The organism is Peteryoungia rhizophila, from assembly GCF_004912145.1.
GTDB lineage: Bacteria > Pseudomonadota > Alphaproteobacteria > Rhizobiales > Rhizobiaceae > Allorhizobium > Allorhizobium rhizophilum.
This window is the reverse complement of record NZ_STGT01000004.1, coordinates 544034-562903: the sequence shown is the minus strand read 5'-3', so window position 1 is coordinate 562903 and position 18870 is coordinate 544034. Positions and strand designations below refer to the sequence as shown.

Genomic DNA, 18870 nt, shown 5'->3' with positions numbered 1-18870 from the left:
TTTTGATCGATTGAGGGTCATGCATGAACATGCCCCTCAATCGATGCGAGGTTCTCGTCGATCAGAAGGTCGCCTTCACCGAGAGCAGGAAAGTGCGGCCCTGCTCATAGAGCGGTTCCACATTGCCGAACTCCTGACCGTATGTGGCACGGCTCGCATAGGTCTCGTTGAACAGGTTTTGCACCTCCGCGCGGAAGGTCATGTGCGGCAGTTGTTCAGGCTTCCACTCGGTATAGAGATTGACCACTTCGTAAGCCGCATAGGTGGTCGTGCCGTCCTGATATTCCGGCGCGAATTCCATGTCACCACCGACGGTGAGCCCCCAGTCCACAAAAGTATGGGCCGCCGAGACGGTGATGATATTGCCGACCGGCGTCGTCAGATAGGTACCCGTATCGGAGTCGACCGGCATGCCATCGATCTCTGCGTCGACATGCACGTATTTGACCTTGATGAAGCCATCGACCCAGTCGTAGCCAGCACCGAGCTCGAAGCCTTGCGTTTCTACGTCGTAATTGTCGTTCGCCCGGGCCACGGCCCATTTCGCCACGCGCGCATCCTGAATGCTGCTACGAAAGAGGCTTCCCTCCACCGTAAACCCCTCATGGTGAAATTCGAGGCCGAGCATGGCATTGTTGGCAGTCGTAACTTCGGGCCCGCTGGTCCCGTAGTCCCAGGCCGGATTCATAATGAAGGCTTCCGCAATCGGGATTCCCGCCCAGACATGGCTTGCTCCGGCCTTGGCAGTCAGGAAGCTGGTCAGGTCGTATTCCATCGACGCATTGCCGCTCAGGCCGGCATGGTCCCACTTCTCCCCTGTCGTGCCTTCGAACCACTGCTTGTCAGCGCGTCCACCGAAGGAAAGCCGAAGGTCGTCGATCGGTTCGATCCGTGCCTGTGTGTAAATGCCGATATTGCGGGCCCGTTCTGAGGCGTCCTCGGAATACCCTAAGGGTTCACTGTCGGTCTCCAGTGAAATCTTGTCATTGTAGAAATCCACCCCGGCGACGAGGCTGCCGTTTTCCAATGCGAACCTGTTTTCGAACTTGCCGTTAAAGCTGCCGCTCTCGCCCTGTCCGTCGTAAGATGCGCCCACACCACCGCCGGCATTGTAGAAGATCGGGGTCTCGACCGAGCTGTGGCTGTAGGCGAGACGAATGGTCGGATCCCACCAACCCTCTGGTGTCGTATCCGTGTAGGTGAAGACGGTGTTGTCGCGGTCGAGCTTGTAGTTGCGATAGGCGGGTTCCCAGGGGCGGCCGGTCGTGACGACGCTGGCATTGGCCCTGTAAGGCCGTTCCGCATCGTCGCGCACGCGCTCATGGCTGAATTCGAAGCGATCGCCGCTTTCCGCTTCATAGGCGAACTTGCCCAGTCCGCTCAGGAGATTCGTTTCTGTGCCCCGGACCTCGGCGCCATTCCCGGCCTCGTAATTCTCGCCCTTGCCATAGTTCAGGAAGCCGAGGAATTCGAAGCCGTCCTGCATGGCCCAGCCCCCGAGACCAGTGGTAAAGGTGCGGCTGTTCGAATTGTAGCTTTCCGAAACCAGGCCGCCAAACCCGTCTTGCGCGAGCAGGTCCTTCACATCCTTCGTCTCATAGGCGATCGAGCCTGCAAGTGCACCGGGGCCGATATCGGCAGGCGCAATGCCCGCATCGACATCGACGGCCTTCAGGAGCGACGGGTCGATGAGATTGGTGGCGTTGTGGTGGAAGACCCGGTTGTTCTGTCGGCTGCCGTCGATCGTCACGGCGAGCGTCGTTTCCTCCAGGCCGTTGACATAGACCTTCTGTGAGGTCGGCATCGAGCTGCCGACGCTGACACCCGCTTCGTCGCGGAAGACATCGGCGATGCTGGTCGGATTGCGGGCCTCGAGGCGCTCGGCCCCGATATTGACCGAGTTGACGCTGGTCTGAGTCCTTTGGCCAGTCACGTTGATCTCACCGATCACGGTCGATCCGTCGGCGGACGGTTCGCCACTGGTGACCGCGGATGACTGATCGCCGACCAGCACGACACCATTGCTGATGCGATAGGTGAGACCCGTGCCGGCGAGCAGGCGTGCGAGCGCTGCATCTGCTGTCAGATTGCCGATAACGGTGGCTGAGCTTGCACCCTGGGCAGCCTCTGCAGCCAGCGACACTTGCAGGCTCGACTGACGGCCGAAGGCCTTGAGCGCATTGGCAAGCGGCTGTGCTGGAATATCATAGCTTCGCATTGTGGCGATCTCGGTCGCTGTCTGCGCCATGAGGGGCAGGCTGCAGGGCCCTGCCAGAAGGACCAAGGTGAAGGCCGTGGTGGCTAGAAGGCGGCGCGACATGGCCCTGATCAAGGCGTCGCGATGCGTGGAAAATCTCTCAAGCGTCATACTCATCCCCATACTGAAACCGGCTCAGCGCCACGTTCAAGGGTAAATACGAGTGAAAGAGACAAGTTTTTCACGCGCGGACGATCTTTTTGCGATCAGTTCGCGAGATGACAATCAAGTGTCTGATATATCGATATAAAGTCAGTCCTTTGAAATCACGCGCAGATAGGGGGAGAGGGTCCTGACCTTCAAATCGAAGGGCGCTGCTAGCGCATCGAGCGCCTTGTCGGGATCGTGAAGATCGTAGAGACCGGTTACCCGAAGCGATGAGATTGTGCTATCGGCCACGACGATCCAGGCATGGGACTGGCGCTGGATCAGGCTTACCACATCGCCGAATGTCTGGTTGGTCACCGACAGGCTCCCTTCACGCCAGAGCGCGATCTCGGCGGGGTCGACCTGGCTGCGTTCCGCCCTGCCCAGGCGGCGGTCGACCGTCACGACATCGCCGGGTGCAAGGGCAATTTCCTGACCGCCGGTTGCGCGGCCTAGCGTGAGCGTTATGGCCCCGTGTGCCAGTTCGACCCGCGTCCCTTGGCCGGTGTCACGCACCCCGAAGGCCGTGCCGAGCACGCGCACCGAGGCGTCACGCGCTGCGACGACAAAGGGCCGGGTCGCATCCCGTTCGACCTCGAAAAAGGCTTCACCAGCCAGCAGTCGGACCTGACGGGACTGACTGTCGAAATCCTCGGCAAGTGCCGTTTGAGGCGCCAGCGTCACGCGCGATCCATCAGCCAGCATCACCACCTGTGTTTGGCCCGCACCGGTGTGGAAGTCTGCCTCGAGCCGGGTCTGCAGAAAAGGCCCGAAGATGGCGGCGGTCAGTCCTGCGCAAAGGAGCGCGGCAGTCGCCAACCCCAAGCCGCGTCGCGACACGCGGCGCGGCAGCATCCCCGCGCGGTGAACGGCTCTGGTTGATGCAGGCGGGCAAGCCGTACGTTCCCCGAGCGCCGCCCAGCTGCGACAGATCCGCGTCCAGGCCGCGGCATGGGCGTCCGATGTCTGTAGCCATGCCTCCCATTGCCGGAAAAGTTCCGGTTCGGCCGGCGCGTCTCTAAGGCGCATGAACCAGTCCATGGCCTCATCGAGAAGCAATGCTCGCTCATCTTCTGCTTGCTCCGGCATGGTCACTGGTGGGCGCTTCCCTGTTCGATACGGTCTGTGACGGCCTGCAGGCATGTCTTTGCCGCTTTAGTGTAAACGATCGGCGCCTTCGGATTTTTCAAGGTTGTCGGCATTTTTTCATTGGCTCGCTTGATCGAGTGACAGGGCGATCTTCACCATGCCACTGCGGATCAGTCGGTGGGCAGTCGCCACGGAAATCTTCAGTTCGCTGGCAATTGCCTCCAATGTCCAGCCCTCGCTCCGGTAGAGTTCGATCGCGCGACGTGTGTCATGTGGCAACGCGTCCAGTGTTTGCAAGGCGACGCGAGCCTGGTCTGAATACAAGACCGCTTCTTCCGGTGTCCCTGGGTCCAGCGGCAGGATCCAGAACGGCGGATCGATCTCGCGACCGCGCATCTCGACATTGCGACGCTTCAATTGGTCGAGCGCGAGATTGCGTACGATGCTGTAGAAATAGGACAGAACCTGCCGAGGCGCATATTCATTGTTATCCCCGGACTTCAGCCGCAGAAATGCGTCCTGCACGATATCCTCCGCCTGATCACGGGACCCCAGCAACCGGGTGGCGTAGTCCACCAGGGCCGGTCTATGTTCCAGGAAAAACGCGATCTGGCGCGGGGTCTGGGCGCTCATGCTTCCAAGACTGTTAAATGTTGATGCTTTTGGTAAGCTTTACTTAGCTTGCAAGCCTGGTCCAGGCAACTGCACAAGCCGCGAATGTCGCAAGGGCCAGATACTTACCAAGCAGAGGTCCATGACCGCATGTCGGACGCCAGAGTAGCTGGCATCGGATTGAGGAGTGATGGCAGTTGCGGGTCTCACATCATGCTGTGTCGCGAGCCATTCGAGCCTTGGACGGTCGCGCGACGCTTCACGGTCAGCTCCTTGGTTGCCGTGTCACCCGACGTCGGCTCAGTGTCAACTCCCGAAGGCACGCCGCTGAAATAGGGCTGGCGAGACCACAGCTTCTCAAAACCTGCTTCGAAGACGGCCACCGTGCGAGCGTTCAATAGGCAGCGCAGTCTCGAGAAAGGGCGTTAGACGATCCTTTGCGACGTCGCTTCAGCTCGTCCCGGCCTGTCTCTGAAAGCGTTGAAAGTGCGTGCCGCCGTCAACCGCGCCAATAGTCGAAACCTAGTGGTTCTCCGTTTCACGACGGCCAATCTGAGTGGCGACAAGTTTTGCCACAAGATGAACAAGGTTCTTGGCCTCGAACCTGGCTTTCAGCTTGTCGATGCGATGCTCGATCGTTCTTGGCGACAGGTGAAGCACCTCGGCGATTTCCCTGGTTGTCTGTCCCTCGATCAAGAGCTGGATGATGTTCTCATCCGTCATGTCGGTCTTCGCCTCTTTCGAGGGTGGAATGAAAAAACGGCCTTCGACCAAGCTGATGCACCAGCTCGGCCTGCCTTCACACTTCTGTGGAAGTATCAGCCGCTCATAGCCGATCCGGACACCAAGAAGCTTTGTTCTGACAAGCTCGAGGGTCGGTCGTCCGACTTGCAGACAACGCGAATAGGCTGGAATGATCGCCTCATCGACAAATCGTCGATCTAGATCCCTAAGAGTGGCGTCCGGGAACTGCAGCCTGAGCTGGCCCAGCAAATGACTTTTGAAACCAAAATCCTTGATGCGCTGAAACGTCCAATCATAAGGGTCCCCGTGCGCCGTTCCGACGACGGAGAGAGCCATCTTGATCGATAGACTGCCGATGAAGCCGGAGTAGAGACTTTCCGGCATTGTCATTTCGTCCGATGCAAGCCAGACGTCGATAAGACCTTGAGAGAGGCTATTGAATGAGCTCATTGATGCGACACCAGAATCTGGTTTTTCTAGTCGCATATGCAACCATAAATGGTTACGAAACAATTGCTATACGTCGGCAATAGCTACATTCGACCGTTCATGCAGACACCAAGGTCTGGCATAGCAAAACGTATTCGGCGGTTCGACATCCGTCATACAAGATGCCGCCCAGCAAAACCGGGTCTCGTCATTCACTCCCCTCGATCGAACACCAGTGTCGCATTGGGGCCTTTGTCGCTGTAGCCGACAACCTTGCAACCTTCTCTTACAGGGGCCTGACCCCTCAAGGTGAGCTGGAACGAGCCGTTGTCATATCCGGTAACAAGGTATGGGGCCGGGTCACATCCCTTCTTGAATGTGTAGGCAATGCCAGAAATCCCTTCGTTTGGAACTGCCCAACCACGAAAGAGCACAGTGTCGGGTTTGATCGATCCCGCGATTGACGGTTTAGGGTCCGCATACACGATGATGTGCTGTTTCTGATGATGAAACATCGTCGAGCCGTTGTGCCCCATGAACTCACCATAACGATCCTCGGACTCGAATGTCGGCTCGATTGCCACATCCTTGTAGGGCCATCCCATCGGGCAAAGCTTGAGCCACATGGCGGCAAACTCCCGTCCACGCTCCGAATTCGAGAGCCCGACGCGATTTCCCGTCTCGGCGTCTTTGACGGTAATGTAGCCGTAAAAGAGCTCGTTCTCGGTTTCGGGACCGGCAAAGGTGAAGTGCCGGCCTTCGGTCCACAGGTCACCGGTTTCGCAGTTCGCGCGAGCTTCATAGACCTGATCATCAATCTCACGGGACGTCGCACATGTTGCATCGCTCGGCGACCATGCCCCGCACCAGCTTTCTACCGATGCTTGGTTGACCTTCGCTCTCATCGTCGCGGTCCTGCCTCCATAGTCGGAGAATTCGAAGATGATCGCGGCAACACCCTTACTATTCGCGGGAAATTCATCACCGATCGGCGCAGGTGGCAGGGACGGAATTCCAGAGGCGAGTAGGATAATGGGCGCGAGCAGAGACATTGGAGGTGATCCGGAGTGAAAGTGGCAAAGGGTGAATGTTAAGGGCTGCGGTTCAATCGATGCGGCCCCGGCATTACGGCCACGGGGAGAAATCTTCAAAGAATGCGCGCAGCTGACGATTTGTGTTCGGCCAGACTGCGAGCACATAGGGGAGCAGGACCAGATACTGGAAGCCCAACAAGAGCAAAGCGGCGAGAAAGAAGCCGCCAATTGCAGCCCACAACAACGAACCAAAAATCCCGTAAAGGGAAAGTATGACGACGGCGAAAACACACAGCACGGGCTTGTTGCCCAAAAGCGCGGTCAGCTTGAAAACCCCAAGCTGGGCGCACATCTTCTGCAACCCGTCGCGGTCCAGTGAAAACCATTGCTCAATGTTGTGGTTTTGAGCAGCAGCCGTGAATGCCTTGCCGCTCTTCGTGTTGCAAACGCTGATCACGCTCAGCAGATCGCCTTCCCCCACGCTGATGGCGAATGGCAATTGGAACAGCTTTTCACGCCCACCATCGAGTTTCAGCCGAACTTCGCTGGTTTCCCACTGTTTGTTCTGCACGGTTGAGTGGACATGCCTTTCCCCGTCATAACCATAGCTGTTGTGATGGGTCGTGTAGATCTGGTCATGCTGCTTGATGCGGGAACCGACGACCGTTCCGGAGATGCGCTCGGCCTCCAATCTGACCCCGTTGAAGGAAACCAGTGTAGCTTCCTTGGGGGGAAGGTGAACGGGATTAGAGGTGGTGGAGATTTCGTATTCCTGGGATACAGGTAGGATTGCTGCGGCAGTTGACATCGGTTCGGCCCATCCATGTTCGACAATCAAGGCGCTAGGAAACGTAGGGTTCGCGCCTGAGACGAAGTAAGCGGTTGAAACCTTACCGTTTTGGAGAAGGAACGAGGGGGAAAACCCCATATCGGCTCGCAGGCCTGCCGGAGGTCAATTCAAGATGAATGAACGGTTGCACCAGCCCGTAGCATTGCAGAGATTTCAAGATACTTTCAGCGAATGGTAAGGTGAGGCGTGTACCCTCTCCAAATCATGGGTGCCGGCCGCAAGTTTGATGCGTTGAGGCGGAAATGATTTTCGCGTCGCAGACGGACGATAGGCGCTTCTCCTTAAGCCCTTGTGTTCTGATCATTGGGCCGGGGTCTGGATCCGAGACAGGTGCTCCAGGAGAAAAGCATGCGTGCCGCGGTTGGCCACGATCAGCAATCCGGATTTCTCGAAAAACTCCGGCCCCCTTCCCCACCAGTCCGTCACGATCCCACCTGCCTCTTCGACGAGCAGGATCCCGGCCGCCGTATCCACGAAACCGGTCTGCTCGAAATAGCCGGTAAAGCGACCGCAGGCGACAAAGGCGCAGCAATTGGCAGCACTTCCCAGAACGCGGACCGCACCGATCGGTGCGCGGATCGCGTCGAGCCTTGCATAGGCACCGGCATGCATCGTCAGGTTGGGGGTCGGAAGACCGGTGCCCACCACCATCTGGCCGATATCCGCACTGTCTCGCATGGTGAGCCTTCTTCCATTGAGATAGGCGCCATGACCCTTCCGTGCCGTGAACATCTCGTCGGTCACCGGATTGTAGACAAGGCCGCAAATGGTCTCGCCGGCCTTCCGCAGCGCAATCGTGATCGTGTAGTCGAGGCCGCTCAGAAAGTTGGTGGTGCCGTCGATGGGATCGACCAGGAAGCGGTACGACGCATCCACACCTTCGACGGGCGGGAATTCTTCCCCGATCAGGCTCCAGTCTGGATAGCGTGTCAGCAGGTAATCACGGATCAGCGTCTCGGACTCCTCGTCGGCGATGCTGACGAAATCGCCTGGTCCCTTGATCCCGATTTCCAGGCTCTCGCGACGGTGAAAATGGGCAAGCGTGAGCGTGCCTGCGCGACGCGCGGCCTCGATCATGTCGGCGAGTACAGTAGCGGGATCGATGAGCATCAAGCAGTTCCTTTTGCCATTTGGACGGCAAGCCCCTCGGGATCATCCGTGGTGATCTGGTCGACGCGCAATTCCAGAAGGCGTCGCACCTGGCGCAGTGTGGTCGGGTTGATCGACCGGATCGTCCAGGCATCGACACGGCGCTTGTCGGCATGGGCGGCCGCGATGAGATCGACGCCTGCAGCATCCGCCGCAAGGATGAGCTCATAGGCCAGATAGATCATCGCAGCGTCCGGCGCTCTTTTCAGCGCCGCGGCGATGAAGTTTGAGAAGTCTTCAGCTGATTTCAGATCGTCGAGTATGCCGACATAAGTCGGGTCGTAGCCCGTTTGCAGATCTAGCGTCGCTGCCGCGAGCAGTGTTACCGCCGCGATATCGCCGCCGGACAGGATCATCGTGTGAGACACCGGCGAAACGGCAGCCGCAAAATTGGCGACAACCGATGGCGAAAGACGGGAAAGGTCTTCCTTGTAGTCGAGCTGCAAAAGCGCATCGGGATGCGCGGGATTGGTCTTCAACAGCGCGCAAAGGTCTTCGAGCAACATTACCCTGTCGCCGATCGGCGTCCCGTCATTTGCCCGAAGGAAGAGCTGTCGGAGGTGGTTCGCCGACGCCGCTGCGACAGTGCCGGTTCCGGTCGTTCCGTAATCCAGTTCGAGGTCGTGCAGGATGGCAAAGCCCTGATCGGCATGAACGACGAGATCGACCTCGACGCTGGCGCCAAGGCGCATGGCTTCGAGAATACGGGTCGGCGTGAATTCGGGATCGGACGCCTTTCGTCTTGCTCGGTGCCACTTGAACAGGGTCCGGTGGCCATCGCTCTCGATGAATATGGGATCAGTGTGCATCTGACGTCCGGTAGAGTTTGACATTGTCGCGGAAGGCGGCAAAGGCGCGCGGGCTGAGGGAAACGGTCTGGCCGGCGCTGAAGGGCTCCGGACTGCGCACCATGGATTTCACCCGCGTACCATCGGAGAGGTGCAGATCGACGAGGCCATGCGTTCCGAAGTCCGTCACTCGGTGAATTATCGCCTGACCGGTTCCCTGCCCGACAAGGTCGAGTGCCTCGGGTCGCACGGCAAGCGTAATCGGCCCATCGTCCACGGGCAGATCCACGGTCACATCGGCATGTTTGAAGCAGCCGTTCTCCACCCTGCCCTCGATGAAGTTCATCGTGCCGATGAAGCCGGCAACGAAGGGTGTTTGCGGATCGCGGTAGATGACGTCAGGCCTATCGGCCTGTTCCGTTCCACCGTTCCGCATGACCACGATCCGGTCTGCCATCGAGAGCGCCTCGTCCTGGCCGTGGGTGACGAACAAGGTCGTGATCTTCAGGCGAAGTTGGATGTCGCGCACCTCTTCACGCAGGCGTTCGCGCAAATGCTGGTCGAGGCTCGCGAAGGGTTCATCGAGTAACAGGATCTTCGGCTCCAGGATCAGGGAACGCGCCACTGCCACGCGCTGCTGCTGACCACCCGAAAGCTCGTTGGTCATGCGGCTGCCGTAACCCTTCAAGCCGACAAGCTCGAGCACGGCCTCGACCCTGTCGCGGATTTCCGATGCCGGACGCCGGCGCAGCTTGAGACCGAAAGCGAGATTGGCAAAGACGTTCATGTGCGACCAGAGCGCATGGCTCTGGAACACCATGCCCGTCGGTCGCTGCTCGGGCGGGAGACGCGTCACGTCCTGCCCATCGATTGCAATCGTCCCCGATGTAGGCTGTTCGAAACCGCCAACCATGCGCAACAATGTCGATTTGCCCGACCCTGAAGGACCGAGCAGGCAGACAAGCTCGCCATCCGCCACGTCGAGGGAGACGTTGTCGACGGCGGTCGTGCCGCCCGCAAAGACCTTGGAGACGCCGCGGATGCTCAGTTTCGACATGTTCGGAACCCTGTAATGCTGCACTTCATCCCCCGAACCCCCTGGCGAAGGCGTTGCCGCCGATGACGCTCCGGGCGAACATCAGGGCGATGGAGGACGGGACCCAGAGCATGACGGACAAGACCGCACCAAACTGGATGACCATCTGGTTGTTGATGAAGCTGATCATTAGAACGGGCATGGTGCGAATGCCCGGCGCGCCGATCAGCCAGGCGCCCTCCGTTTCATAGAAGGTGCCGACGAAGGTCAGGAGCAGTGCCGCCGCGATCGTGGGGGCTGCCTGTGGCAGGGTAATCGACCAGAAGACGCGAAACGGGCCGGCGCCCACATCGCGGGCGGCCTCTTCCATGCGCCGGTCGACCGCCTGGAAAGCCGCAACCGGGATCCAGATCATGAACATCAGCGTGTTGACGAGCTGGATCAGGGCAACGCCCCAGAAAGTGCCGATGAGGTCGAGTTGCAGGAAGATGGCAGCGATTGCCACAAGAAGCCCGAACTTCGGGAAGGCATGCCCGGCAAGAAATGAGAAGAACAGGAGGTCCCGGCCCGGGAACCGCATCCGTGCAAAAGCGTAGGCGGCCGGAAGGCAGATAATGGCAGACGCCAGTGTGACGACGGCCGAAAGTGTGAGGCTGAGCCAAAGCGCATTCCACACATCCGAGCGGTTCAGCGTCTGCTCCCAAAAACGCAGACCGAATTGTTGCGGAAGCACATTGGGATAGCGCCAGACCTCGGTAAAGGCCCAGACGCCGACGACCAGGAGCGGAAGAACAACCACGATCGTGAGCACAAGGGCAAGCAGAATGCCGGTGCTGTCAAACGGACGTGGTTTGGCTAGGGGTTCGCGCATGGTCCTCATTTCCCCTGATTGCGGGCGACCGACCGCACGTAAAACAGGCCGAAGACAATGCAGAAGCCGAAGGTGATGACGGCCTGCGTGATGGCACTGACGGGATCGTTCAGGTCCCGGAAGGTGCGCTGCATGAAGGGTCCCATCATCTCTGGCGAGGCAGGTCCCAGCAGATAAGGCAGCGTGAAGGCCGAGAAGATGCCGAGCACTGCGAAGGAAAGCGCGACCAGGATAGAATTGGTGATCTGTGGCAGGATGATGTGCCAAAGCACCTGAATTCGGCTTGCACCGACGTCACGCGCCGCCTCGATTGCCATATTGCCGACCGATCCGAGACCCGAAAGAAGAATGAGGACCGTCAGTGGGATATTGTCCCAGACCAGTCCAATGACCGGGCCCCAGGGCGTAAGATAGGGCGTGCGCAGCTTGGGGAGGTCGGCAAAATTCAGGAGAAGGTCCACCATGCCGTTCGGGCCCAGGACGCGGATCAGCGCATAGGCGAGGATGATCGACGGCACGAAGATCGGCAGGATTGCAAGCGCCTGCACGTAAGACGCGATGCCGCCTCTGGCAAACCGCAGATAAAGTGCAATCGGCAGCGACACGATGAGCAGCAGCAGGGCGCAGACGCCCGTGGTCCAGAGCGTCAGGCTGAGATTGTTGAGACTATAGGCATCCGAAAAGAAAAATATGTAACTCGACAGGTCGAAGCCAACTGTGCCCTCGGGAGTGCTTCGCCACACGGTCCGCAGGACGGCACTGATGATCGGCCAGATCACCAGCCAGCCGACGAGTGAAACCGGCAAGGCGACGAGCAGGAGGCCGATAAGCCCCCTGCCCGATTTCTTGGCTGACATGCCAGACAGTGTCACGCCTGTCCTCACGACTTCCGGTCGATGGTCGGTGCCACGTTGCGGTACCATCCGTCATTGATCGCAACTTCCCAGGCACCCGACGGGAAGGTCGGGATGCTGCTCGGAATGATGTCGGCGAACTTCTCGCGCAGATCGGCGGAAACATGGTCCCAGCTCACGCCGGGGAAGCCGCCGAGCTCTGACAGAATGGCACCCTGGATTTCTTCAGTCAGCATGAAGTCGGCCAGCTTCAGCGCTGCATCACGATTCCTGCCATTGCTCAGCACCACGGCACGCGAGAAATTGCCGCACAAAGCCAGATCCTGGAGCTGCACGATACCCGTTGTCTCCGGCAGCACGCCCTGGTCAATTGCCTGGAGGATCTGGTCGGACCAGACAGGCGTCATGGTGACCACGCCCTGGGCAAGCAACTGGATCGACTGAGTATTGCCGGAGGAATAGGCGCCATTGTCGTAAAGGGCCGGGGAGATATCCTTGAGCAGGTCCCAGGCCTTGCCGAGTGCCTCATTGCCGAAGGCTTCGGTATAGTTGTCGACCGTGAAGGCCTTGGGGTCGAGACCGTTTGCCTGGTGGATCGCACGACGAACGAAATTGCCGCCCGAACCACCCTTGTCGGGACGGTTATAGACGAACTGACCGGGGTTCGCCTTGATCCAGGCGACCAGAGCGTCCCAGGTCTTTGGCGCATCGGCAGCCGAGAGTTTGGTCGTGTCATAGGCCAGAAGGACCTGGCTGCCGCGATAGGGGAGTGAGAAGTCGCTGTCGATCGCGAGCGGATTGACCTTCGCATAGTTCGACAGGCCAGCTTCCTTCATGTTGACGTAGAGGCCGGCTTCGATCGCGCCGTTGGGAAGACGCGGATCCGTGTGCTCGAAATAATCAGCCTGCGGGTCCGTATTCGTCTGCATCGCAGCGATGGCACGCTCGGCAATCGCCTGGACACCGGCATTGTCACCAGCATCGACGAGGTTGAGCTTCACGCCGGCATTCGCTGCTTCGAAAGCCGGCTTGACGGTGTTGGTCCAGAAATCGAGTACATTGGCATCGGAGCCGGTGTACCAGTCGATCTGGCCCTCGGCTGCTAAGGACAGCTTCGGCAGGATCATCATGCCGGCAACGGAGCCGGCGGTGGAAATCAGGAATGCGCGACGCTTCATCGTCTTCTCCCTTGGTTGCCGCGCCCTTAGACGTCGGCTCACGGTCAAAACCCCCGAAGGCCGATCGCCGGCCCTGGACGAGAAGGGCTGGAGAGATCACGCCTCCCGGAAAACTGCTTCGGACACGGCCGCCGAGCTGGCATTGACTGTCAACCGGCAAGGACGGCGCCATCCGCTTGCACATGCGTGCAATCCGGATCGCCCAGCGCAGTCTTAACTAGGGGCGTTAGACGAAGCTTTGATGACACTGAAGCAATGCACATGCGTGCATTGTCCGTTCGAATGGTTCAGGGCGCCTGGATCTATGCGGGTGGAGGGATCAGATCGGATGGTGACGAACCGAGCGTCTCCAGATCGCGACCGGTTCGAAGACTGCGCTGCGCATTGCCTGCGGCACGGACAAGTCCGTGCCCACCAGAAGCGACACGACATGGTTTGCGATCTTCTCGAGCGGCTGCTCGAAGGTGGTCAGACGATAGGCCTCCCAGGACGCCTGCTCTATATTGTCGAAACCGATGACGCAGAGGTCCTTAGGGATGCAAAGTCCGAATTCATGGCGCGCGCCGTCCATGAAGCCAAGAGCCAGCAGATCCGTCACGCAAAAGACACCGTCGGGAGGATCGGATCTCGCAAAGGCCCTTTTGGCGGATTGCAGGCCGGCGCCGTAGCTGGTTGCCTCAGCCTCAAGCGTGACGACGGAAAGCCCCTCGGTGGAGGCAGCCGCCAGGAAATGCTGTTCGCGTTCGACCAGGCTTGGCGTGCGCGCCGCAGATGTCAGGAGCCCGACCCGCCTACACCCCGCTCGGCGTAGCAGGAAGAGCGCTTCCCTCGCGGCAGTCGCATTGTCGAGGCCGACGATGTCGCATCCTTCCAGACGGTCATCACGATTGATCAGGACGACCTGCTGTCCGTTGCTGAGGGCTGTCTTCACCAGCGCAATCGAGGGCGTTCCGGAGAGAACGACCGTGGCGTCGGCACGGTAGTGAAGGGTCAGTTTGAGGGCGTGATTGACGCTTGCCTCATCGCTTTCCGTGTTCAGGACCACGGTGATCTTCCCGGCCGCCTGAAGTTTGCGGGTGAGGTGATCTACCATCGCAGCCCTCACGGGCGTTGTGAGATCCGAAACAATGAGGCAGACGATATTGCTGCGCTCGCGCAACTGCCGGGCGAGATGGTTGACATGGTAGCCGAGCGCTTCAGCCGCCTCGATCACCTTGCGCCGCGTCTCCTCTGATACACTCGCGCCATCGGTGAAGGTGCGCGACACGGCGGAGCGGGACACACCCGCCCGCTCGGCGACCGCCTTGGCGCTGACAAAGAGGGGCGAGTTATTCCGGCGCATGACACGCTGCCGGAAAAGGAGAGTATGATCCGTGAGCATGCGGTCGGCAGGGGCCGACCTCATCCTGGTCGAGCGACTGTGGCTGATTGGTCTTCATGTCCTTGCGTATCCCTTCGATCAGTCAAGCTGAGGTCCAGGCGGGCATGGAGCATCATCATCGATGACCGTCTGAGCCGCGTCCTTTTGCCTGCTGGTTGTCCAAGCCCTTGCAGATATTGTCCCTGGTCCCGGCCACGAGGCAAGCCTATCCCGCGGGGTCCGCATGCCATTGCATCGCTCCGTGACGGTTGAATGACTGTCGCCGTTCTATCCGAGGGCGTGCCGCCCCACTTTGAGCCACGGCCCCCGGCGCGTTGCTCGGCTTCTCGGTCTGTCCGGGCACTCATGCGGGCAAAGGTTTGAAAGCCTCGCAAATGTGACGCGCTGCGGCCGGCTCTGATCTCCGTTGCACGAAGGACCCAGCCGTATCCCCGACCATTCTGCGCTATTGCTTGGCTCCAGCCCTTCCGCAGCCATGGTGGTGCCATCATGTGAGGGCAGCTTATTCGCCGAACGGAAGTTGAATATCTTCGCGGTTCTTCTTTGCCCCTTCCATCAGGATCGTCTGGAGCCGCTCGGCATCTTGTGCCGGCAGCATCCCCGCCCCGGTTCGAATACCGTCTTGCCACGCAGGCCCGCGCTCCCAAGCTTCGTTATAGACGAGCGCCAGATCAGTTGTTCGCCTTGTCTGCTGCAGGGCTTCAAAGAGCAGAGCTGCTTGACGAATGTCCTTCTCTCGCTTTGCCGGCCCCTGCCCGTCGGTGTGTCGGCGGCTGGCGACGATCAGCTTGTGGATCGCGTACCGGGATGGATCAGGGACCACAACGGGGACCCCGCTTCGGTGAAGCAGCATCGTCCTGACGGGTTCCCTGATCAGGAAGTCGAGGAAGCGTAGTGGATCGGCGCTGGCGCCACCAAGGGCGGGCATCTTCGCCGGCTGGTCGATGAAGTCATTCGAACCACGGTTCGATGTCAGGAACTCAACCCTATAGCCGTCGGCATTCTGAAATGCCGATGAGGCTGCGGAACCTGATCGGTGTGGTACTGGACGGAAGGTGGCGTCGACCTTCTGCAGCAACTCAAGGATCGGAGGAAGGCTGTCTTGAACCTCTCGGCTGATAGCATAGTCCTGGGCGATATCCGCGTCGCCGGTGAGGATTGCAGCAATGGGTAGGCGCACGCCCAGTAGGCCCGAATAGCACTGAAATGCGACAGTTCCGATGAGCACACCCCGGAGACGAAAGAGACCGCCATCAGCGAGAGCCTCGACAATGTCCCCCGACATGGCCTCTGGAGCAATCATCCCACCTTCGCGGGTCAGGGTATTTACCAGGCGCCTGCGAGCGCGCAGATCGTCCTTGTCTCGCTTGTGATCAGCCACACGCTGCGCGATATCCGGATCTTGTGCAGGACCTACGTAACGGCGTTTCGTACCACCATGTCCATCCGGGATGTCGAAGTACCAGTACTTGCGGCCCTTTATGTTCGCAGGGGTGAACCGACCCTCCGGGGGGAAATCGGCTGTCCATGCGGCGTCAAGCGAACGCTGACCGAGCTCGGCGAGCATCGTCTGATACATGAGGTCGATAGACTTCATAAGCTCGAATTCCACGTTATACTGTTTTTCAAAAACAGTATAACTCTCGGGTGATTGGGTCGCAAGCTAGGATGCAAGCCTTACTGCCCTCAAAGGAAATCGAACATTGCCCCCGCCTATCCGGCGCCGCGCCTGCAAAGTCGCCTGCCAACGCGTCGCGCATATTGTTGGGTTGGCTTGAGGTGTGAGAGGGGCCGGCTTCCAGCCAAAAATCTGGCTGGATAGTGAAGCTGCGGGGCGATAGTGATGCGCCGCCCCAATCGGGAGTTTCGGGCAATTCGGGCGTTCCCATTCTCATGGGAGCGTGTCGTCATCATCGACATATCCTGGATGTCGAGATACCAGTACTTGCACCCTTGATGGTTTCTGGGGGAACCGACCTTCGGTGGCAAATCGGCCGCCCGAGCTTGGTGAGCATCGTTGATACACGCGCGCGATGGACTTCATAAGCTTGTGTGCCCCAGTTATACTGTTTTTGAAAAACAGTATAACTGGGGCACAAGTCGCAAGATTGAATGTCTGGTGTGCAGTGGTTTGACATTGACGGTTGGACCCGCCGGCTCCGTCGCTTCATCGCCGAAAACGGTCGTCGCGTTCCTCAAGGAGCTGGTCTTTCCACTGTCTAATCTGGTTGCGTGCATATCAAACCGTTGGGACAACCCCACCCACCCGCTGTGCAGCTCTCCCGAGCCAGCTCTGATGGCCGTCGCCCAAATCTGGAAAACATGATGGCGACAGGCTAAAACCGGCCATCAAGGACGTGGGCCTTTCCGGCTATGAAGACATGTCGAACCTTGGAGACATTGTGCAGATCCGTGATGACGATATCTGCCCTTTTGCCGGGTGCGATGAGACCGCGATCGCCAAATATCTCGGGAAAGACACGCGCAACATTGCCTGTCGCAAGTGCCGCCACCTGCGGCAGGCTTTGTCCGTGCACCCTTGTCATTCTGTGAAGGGCTGATGGGATCGTGTCCCAGTCTCCGCCCGCATAATCGGTAGAGATCGTATCCACCAAGCCAGCTTCGATCAGGACGTCGAGATTGTCGGGGCGATTGCGAAACCTCGTGTCGATCACGTCGAGTGTCGAGACGTCGATCGTGACGCCGAGAGCCTTGAGTTGACGTGCCGTCTCGACGGCCTCGTCGGGCAGAAACGAGGGATGATTGGCATGGGCTGCGATCATCCGCGTATTCGGCAGGCGTCTCTTCAGTGAAAGCAGCGTGGCTGCCGTCGGCGCGGCGTGATGAAAAATCGCAGGAAGCCCGAATTCGGTGGCAGCCTCGGCAATCTCCTCGATGCCCAGAAGTGCGTTCTTTACCGGGGCGAGCACCCTTTCCTCGAGCAGGCTTCGCAGCGCCTGCGGTGTTATCCTGTCTTGAAGCTGCGCTTCCTCAGCCAGGTTCATCAGGTCCCCATCGCTTGCGGTCGATACACCGTCCAGTCTCCGTCCAAGGACCGCCTCCTTCAGTCGCCTTGCCATCAGGACGGTGATCCGCTGACCCGTCCGTTCTTCGATCGCATCTGGAATGAAGCGATAGTCCTGCGCACCGCCCCCGAGTGTCTGGCCGCCACCCGCTTCGCCCAAGACCCGGCAGCCTGCCCGGATGAGATCCTCGATACGTGCGGACCTGTGGCGGGGGGAAAGCCCGTTTCCATCGATCTGGTCCGCCGCCGAAATCGAATGCGGCGTATGGGCGCTCGTCATGTGGATGTCCATGGGATGGGGCGCGAGTTGACCGTCACGCTCGTCCATCATGGCAAGACCGCAGACATTGATCAGCGAGGTCGTGCCCGACAGAAGATGGCGATTGCGCTGCCATTCAACCTCGGTCGGCGGCAGCGGTTGCGACCCACTCGGCATGGAGGGGCCGAGAATGGTCGCATGGGCGTGTCCGTTGATGAAGCCCGGCAACATTAATGCGCCACCGGTCGCGATCACGGTTTCACCCTCCACGCAATCCTGAATGCCGGCCATGACTTCTATGATCAGACCCTTGCGGATGCGGATGGACGCGCAGTCCAGGAAGGTCCGTCCGTCACCTGTGACCAGGCTACCGCCGCGCATCAGGATGCGATCGCCATACGGTTCACTCTTCGTCACCATGGGCTTTTTCCTCCTGTCGTGACATCTCGGTTTCATCCAGCGCATAGCCGCTCCCCCGCACGGTGCGGATCAGGTTCCCTCCACCGCTTTCCATCAGGCGTCGCCTGAGCCGCCCGATATGGATGTTGACCGTGCGTGGTTCGACGAAGACCCCTTTCGGCCAAGCTCCGGCAATCAGCGCCTCGCGTGAAAAGACGGTCATCGGGTTTTGCGCGAAGAAGATGAGCAGCTCGAACTCGATCCGGGTCAATCGGACCTCCTTGCCCCCGCGTCTTACACGACGGCCCCGCATGTCGATCTCGACATCCCGAAACGAAATGAGAGAGACGTCATTGGCATTCGATTGCCTCGTCTTGCGCCAGACGGCAGAAACGATGGCGCCCGGCTCGACTGGCCGCACCAAGCCTTCGTCTATCCCGGCTGCAAGAAAATCCGGGTATTCATGGAGCGCGTTCGTGCTGAAGAGAACCACGATCCGGCCGCCCGTCTCGTCCATCGCCTCTCTCGCCGCCCTGCACAGCTCAAGCGCGCCTTCCAACTGGCAGTCCACCAGAACAACGGCTGCCTGACGCCTGTTAATCCGATCGATCGCATCGTCTGTCGCTACGGCAATTTCAACAGCCAGGCCCTGCCCTTCCAAAAGATGCCGGAGGAAGAGACAAAGCTCTGCCGCAGCGGAACAGACGACAACCAGGGGTGCGCCGTCGAGCGCCGCGCCGTGCCGCTTTTCCATGAACAGGCCTCGAT

At 59.4% G+C, this 18870-nt stretch carries 16 protein-coding genes and 1 pseudogene; all 17 read right to left on the bottom strand.

The annotated features are described in order from the left end of the window. Positions 1–61: 61 nt before the first annotated feature. The 17 genes and pseudogenes from E9677_RS18780 to E9677_RS18700 all read right to left on the bottom strand — a co-directional run bounded on the left by E9677_RS18780 (position 62) and on the right by E9677_RS18700 (position 18856). Positions 62–2368, bottom strand: coding sequence for a TonB-dependent receptor domain-containing protein (locus E9677_RS18780; RefSeq protein WP_136559550.1), 2307 nt, complete (start codon positions 2366–2368; stop codon positions 62–64). 141 nt (positions 2369–2509) lie between these two features. Further along, positions 2510–3445, bottom strand: coding sequence for a FecR family protein (locus E9677_RS18775; protein WP_268960317.1), 936 nt, complete (start codon positions 3443–3445; stop codon positions 2510–2512). A gap of 165 nt (positions 3446–3610) precedes the next feature. Beyond that, a complete protein-coding gene (locus E9677_RS18770; RefSeq protein WP_136559548.1) occupies positions 3611–4126 on the bottom strand; it encodes an RNA polymerase sigma factor in 516 nt (171 codons plus the stop codon). Between the two features lie 501 nt (positions 4127–4627). Continuing rightward, on the bottom strand, positions 4628–5299 hold the full coding sequence (locus tag E9677_RS18765) for a helix-turn-helix domain-containing protein (RefSeq protein WP_168801272.1): 672 nt from the start codon (positions 5297–5299) through the stop codon (positions 4628–4630). Between the two features lie 191 nt (positions 5300–5490). Beyond that, on the bottom strand, positions 5491–6330 hold the full coding sequence (locus E9677_RS18760) for a hypothetical protein (RefSeq protein ID WP_136559546.1): 840 nt from the start codon (positions 6328–6330) through the stop codon (positions 5491–5493). A gap of 73 nt (positions 6331–6403) precedes the next feature. Beyond that, on the bottom strand, positions 6404–7120 hold the full coding sequence (locus E9677_RS18755) for a hypothetical protein (RefSeq protein ID WP_136559545.1): 717 nt from the start codon (positions 7118–7120) through the stop codon (positions 6404–6406). A 342-nt stretch (positions 7121–7462) separates the two neighbouring features. Continuing rightward, entirely contained in the window at positions 7463–8272 is an 810-nt protein-coding gene (locus E9677_RS18750; RefSeq protein WP_136559544.1) for an inositol monophosphatase family protein, read from the bottom strand. Beyond that, positions 8272–9120, bottom strand: a complete 849-nt coding sequence (locus tag E9677_RS18745) for a glycerophosphodiester phosphodiesterase (protein ID WP_136559543.1) — start codon at positions 9118–9120, stop codon at positions 8272–8274. The genes E9677_RS18750 and E9677_RS18745 overlap by 1 nt, the downstream gene beginning before the upstream one ends. Next, positions 9110–10156: an ABC transporter ATP-binding protein gene (locus E9677_RS18740; protein ID WP_136559542.1), complete on the bottom strand. Its 1047-nt coding sequence runs from the start codon at positions 10154–10156 to the stop codon at positions 9110–9112. The genes E9677_RS18745 and E9677_RS18740 overlap by 11 nt, the downstream gene beginning before the upstream one ends. Before the next feature lie 25 nt (positions 10157–10181). Then, entirely contained in the window at positions 10182–11006 is an 825-nt protein-coding gene (locus tag E9677_RS18735) for an ABC transporter permease (protein ID WP_408014747.1), read from the bottom strand. A 5-nt stretch (positions 11007–11011) separates the two neighbouring features. Then, positions 11012–11863 carry an ABC transporter permease gene (locus E9677_RS18730; protein ID WP_136559540.1) on the bottom strand — a complete coding sequence of 284 codons (852 nt, stop codon included), beginning with the start codon at positions 11861–11863 and terminating at the stop codon, positions 11012–11014. Positions 11864–11886: 23 nt separating this feature from the next. After that, positions 11887–13038, bottom strand: coding sequence for an extracellular solute-binding protein (locus E9677_RS18725; RefSeq protein WP_136559539.1), 1152 nt, complete (start codon positions 13036–13038; stop codon positions 11887–11889). A gap of 319 nt (positions 13039–13357) precedes the next feature. Continuing rightward, on the bottom strand, positions 13358–14380 hold the full coding sequence (locus E9677_RS18720) for a LacI family DNA-binding transcriptional regulator (RefSeq protein WP_136559538.1): 1023 nt from the start codon (positions 14378–14380) through the stop codon (positions 13358–13360). A 541-nt stretch (positions 14381–14921) separates the two neighbouring features. Further along, positions 14922–16016, bottom strand: a complete 1095-nt coding sequence (locus tag E9677_RS18715) for a nucleotidyltransferase family protein (RefSeq protein WP_136559537.1) — start codon at positions 16014–16016, stop codon at positions 14922–14924. A 500-nt stretch (positions 16017–16516) separates the two neighbouring features. Further along, positions 16517–16681, bottom strand: a pseudogene (locus E9677_RS25940) (IS3 family transposase); the annotation flags it as partial. Between the two features lie 74 nt (positions 16682–16755). Further along, positions 16756–18123, bottom strand: a complete 1368-nt coding sequence (locus E9677_RS18705) for an amidohydrolase family protein (RefSeq protein ID WP_136559536.1) — start codon at positions 18121–18123, stop codon at positions 16756–16758. Continuing rightward, positions 18107–18856, bottom strand: coding sequence for a winged helix-turn-helix transcriptional regulator (locus E9677_RS18700; RefSeq protein WP_168801271.1), 750 nt, complete (start codon positions 18854–18856; stop codon positions 18107–18109). Before E9677_RS18700 ends, E9677_RS18705 begins: the two co-directional genes overlap by 17 nt. Positions 18857–18870: the final 14 nt, after the last annotated feature.

Bases quoted from the DNA above. Each gene is read 5' to 3' on its own strand.
- E9677_RS18730 (WP_136559540.1), bottom strand. From the start codon at position 11,863: ATGTCAGCCAAGAAATCGGGCAGGGGGCTTATCGGCCTCCTGCTCGTC.
- E9677_RS18755 (WP_136559545.1), bottom strand. From the start codon at position 7,120: ATGTCAACTGCCGCAGCAATCCTACCTGTATCCCAGGAATACGAAATC.
- E9677_RS18725 (WP_136559539.1), bottom strand. From the start codon at position 13,038: ATGAAGCGTCGCGCATTCCTGATTTCCACCGCCGGCTCCGTTGCCGGC.
- E9677_RS18750 (WP_136559544.1), bottom strand. From the start codon at position 8,272: ATGCTCATCGATCCCGCTACTGTACTCGCCGACATGATCGAGGCCGCG.
- E9677_RS18765 (WP_168801272.1), bottom strand. From the start codon at position 5,299: ATGAGCTCATTCAATAGCCTCTCTCAAGGTCTTATCGACGTCTGGCTT.
- E9677_RS18705 (WP_136559536.1), bottom strand. From the start codon at position 18,123: ATGGTGACGAAGAGTGAACCGTATGGCGATCGCATCCTGATGCGCGGC.
- E9677_RS18745 (WP_136559543.1), bottom strand. From the start codon at position 9,120: ATGCACACTGATCCCATATTCATCGAGAGCGATGGCCACCGGACCCTG.
- E9677_RS18720 (WP_136559538.1), bottom strand. From the start codon at position 14,380: ATGCGCCGGAATAACTCGCCCCTCTTTGTCAGCGCCAAGGCGGTCGCC.
- E9677_RS18780 (WP_136559550.1), bottom strand. From the start codon at position 2,368: ATGACGCTTGAGAGATTTTCCACGCATCGCGACGCCTTGATCAGGGCC.
- E9677_RS18715 (WP_136559537.1), bottom strand. From the start codon at position 16,016: ATGAAGTCTATCGACCTCATGTATCAGACGATGCTCGCCGAGCTCGGT.
- E9677_RS18735 (WP_408014747.1), bottom strand. From the start codon at position 11,006: ATGCGCGAACCCCTAGCCAAACCACGTCCGTTTGACAGCACCGGCATT.
- E9677_RS18700 (WP_168801271.1), bottom strand. From the start codon at position 18,856: ATGGAAAAGCGGCACGGCGCGGCGCTCGACGGCGCACCCCTGGTTGTC.
- E9677_RS18770 (WP_136559548.1), bottom strand. From the start codon at position 4,126: ATGAGCGCCCAGACCCCGCGCCAGATCGCGTTTTTCCTGGAACATAGA.
- E9677_RS18740 (WP_136559542.1), bottom strand. From the start codon at position 10,156: ATGTCGAAACTGAGCATCCGCGGCGTCTCCAAGGTCTTTGCGGGCGGC.
- E9677_RS18775 (WP_268960317.1), bottom strand. From the start codon at position 3,445: ATGGACTGGTTCATGCGCCTTAGAGACGCGCCGGCCGAACCGGAACTT.
- E9677_RS18760 (WP_136559546.1), bottom strand. From the start codon at position 6,330: ATGTCTCTGCTCGCGCCCATTATCCTACTCGCCTCTGGAATTCCGTCC.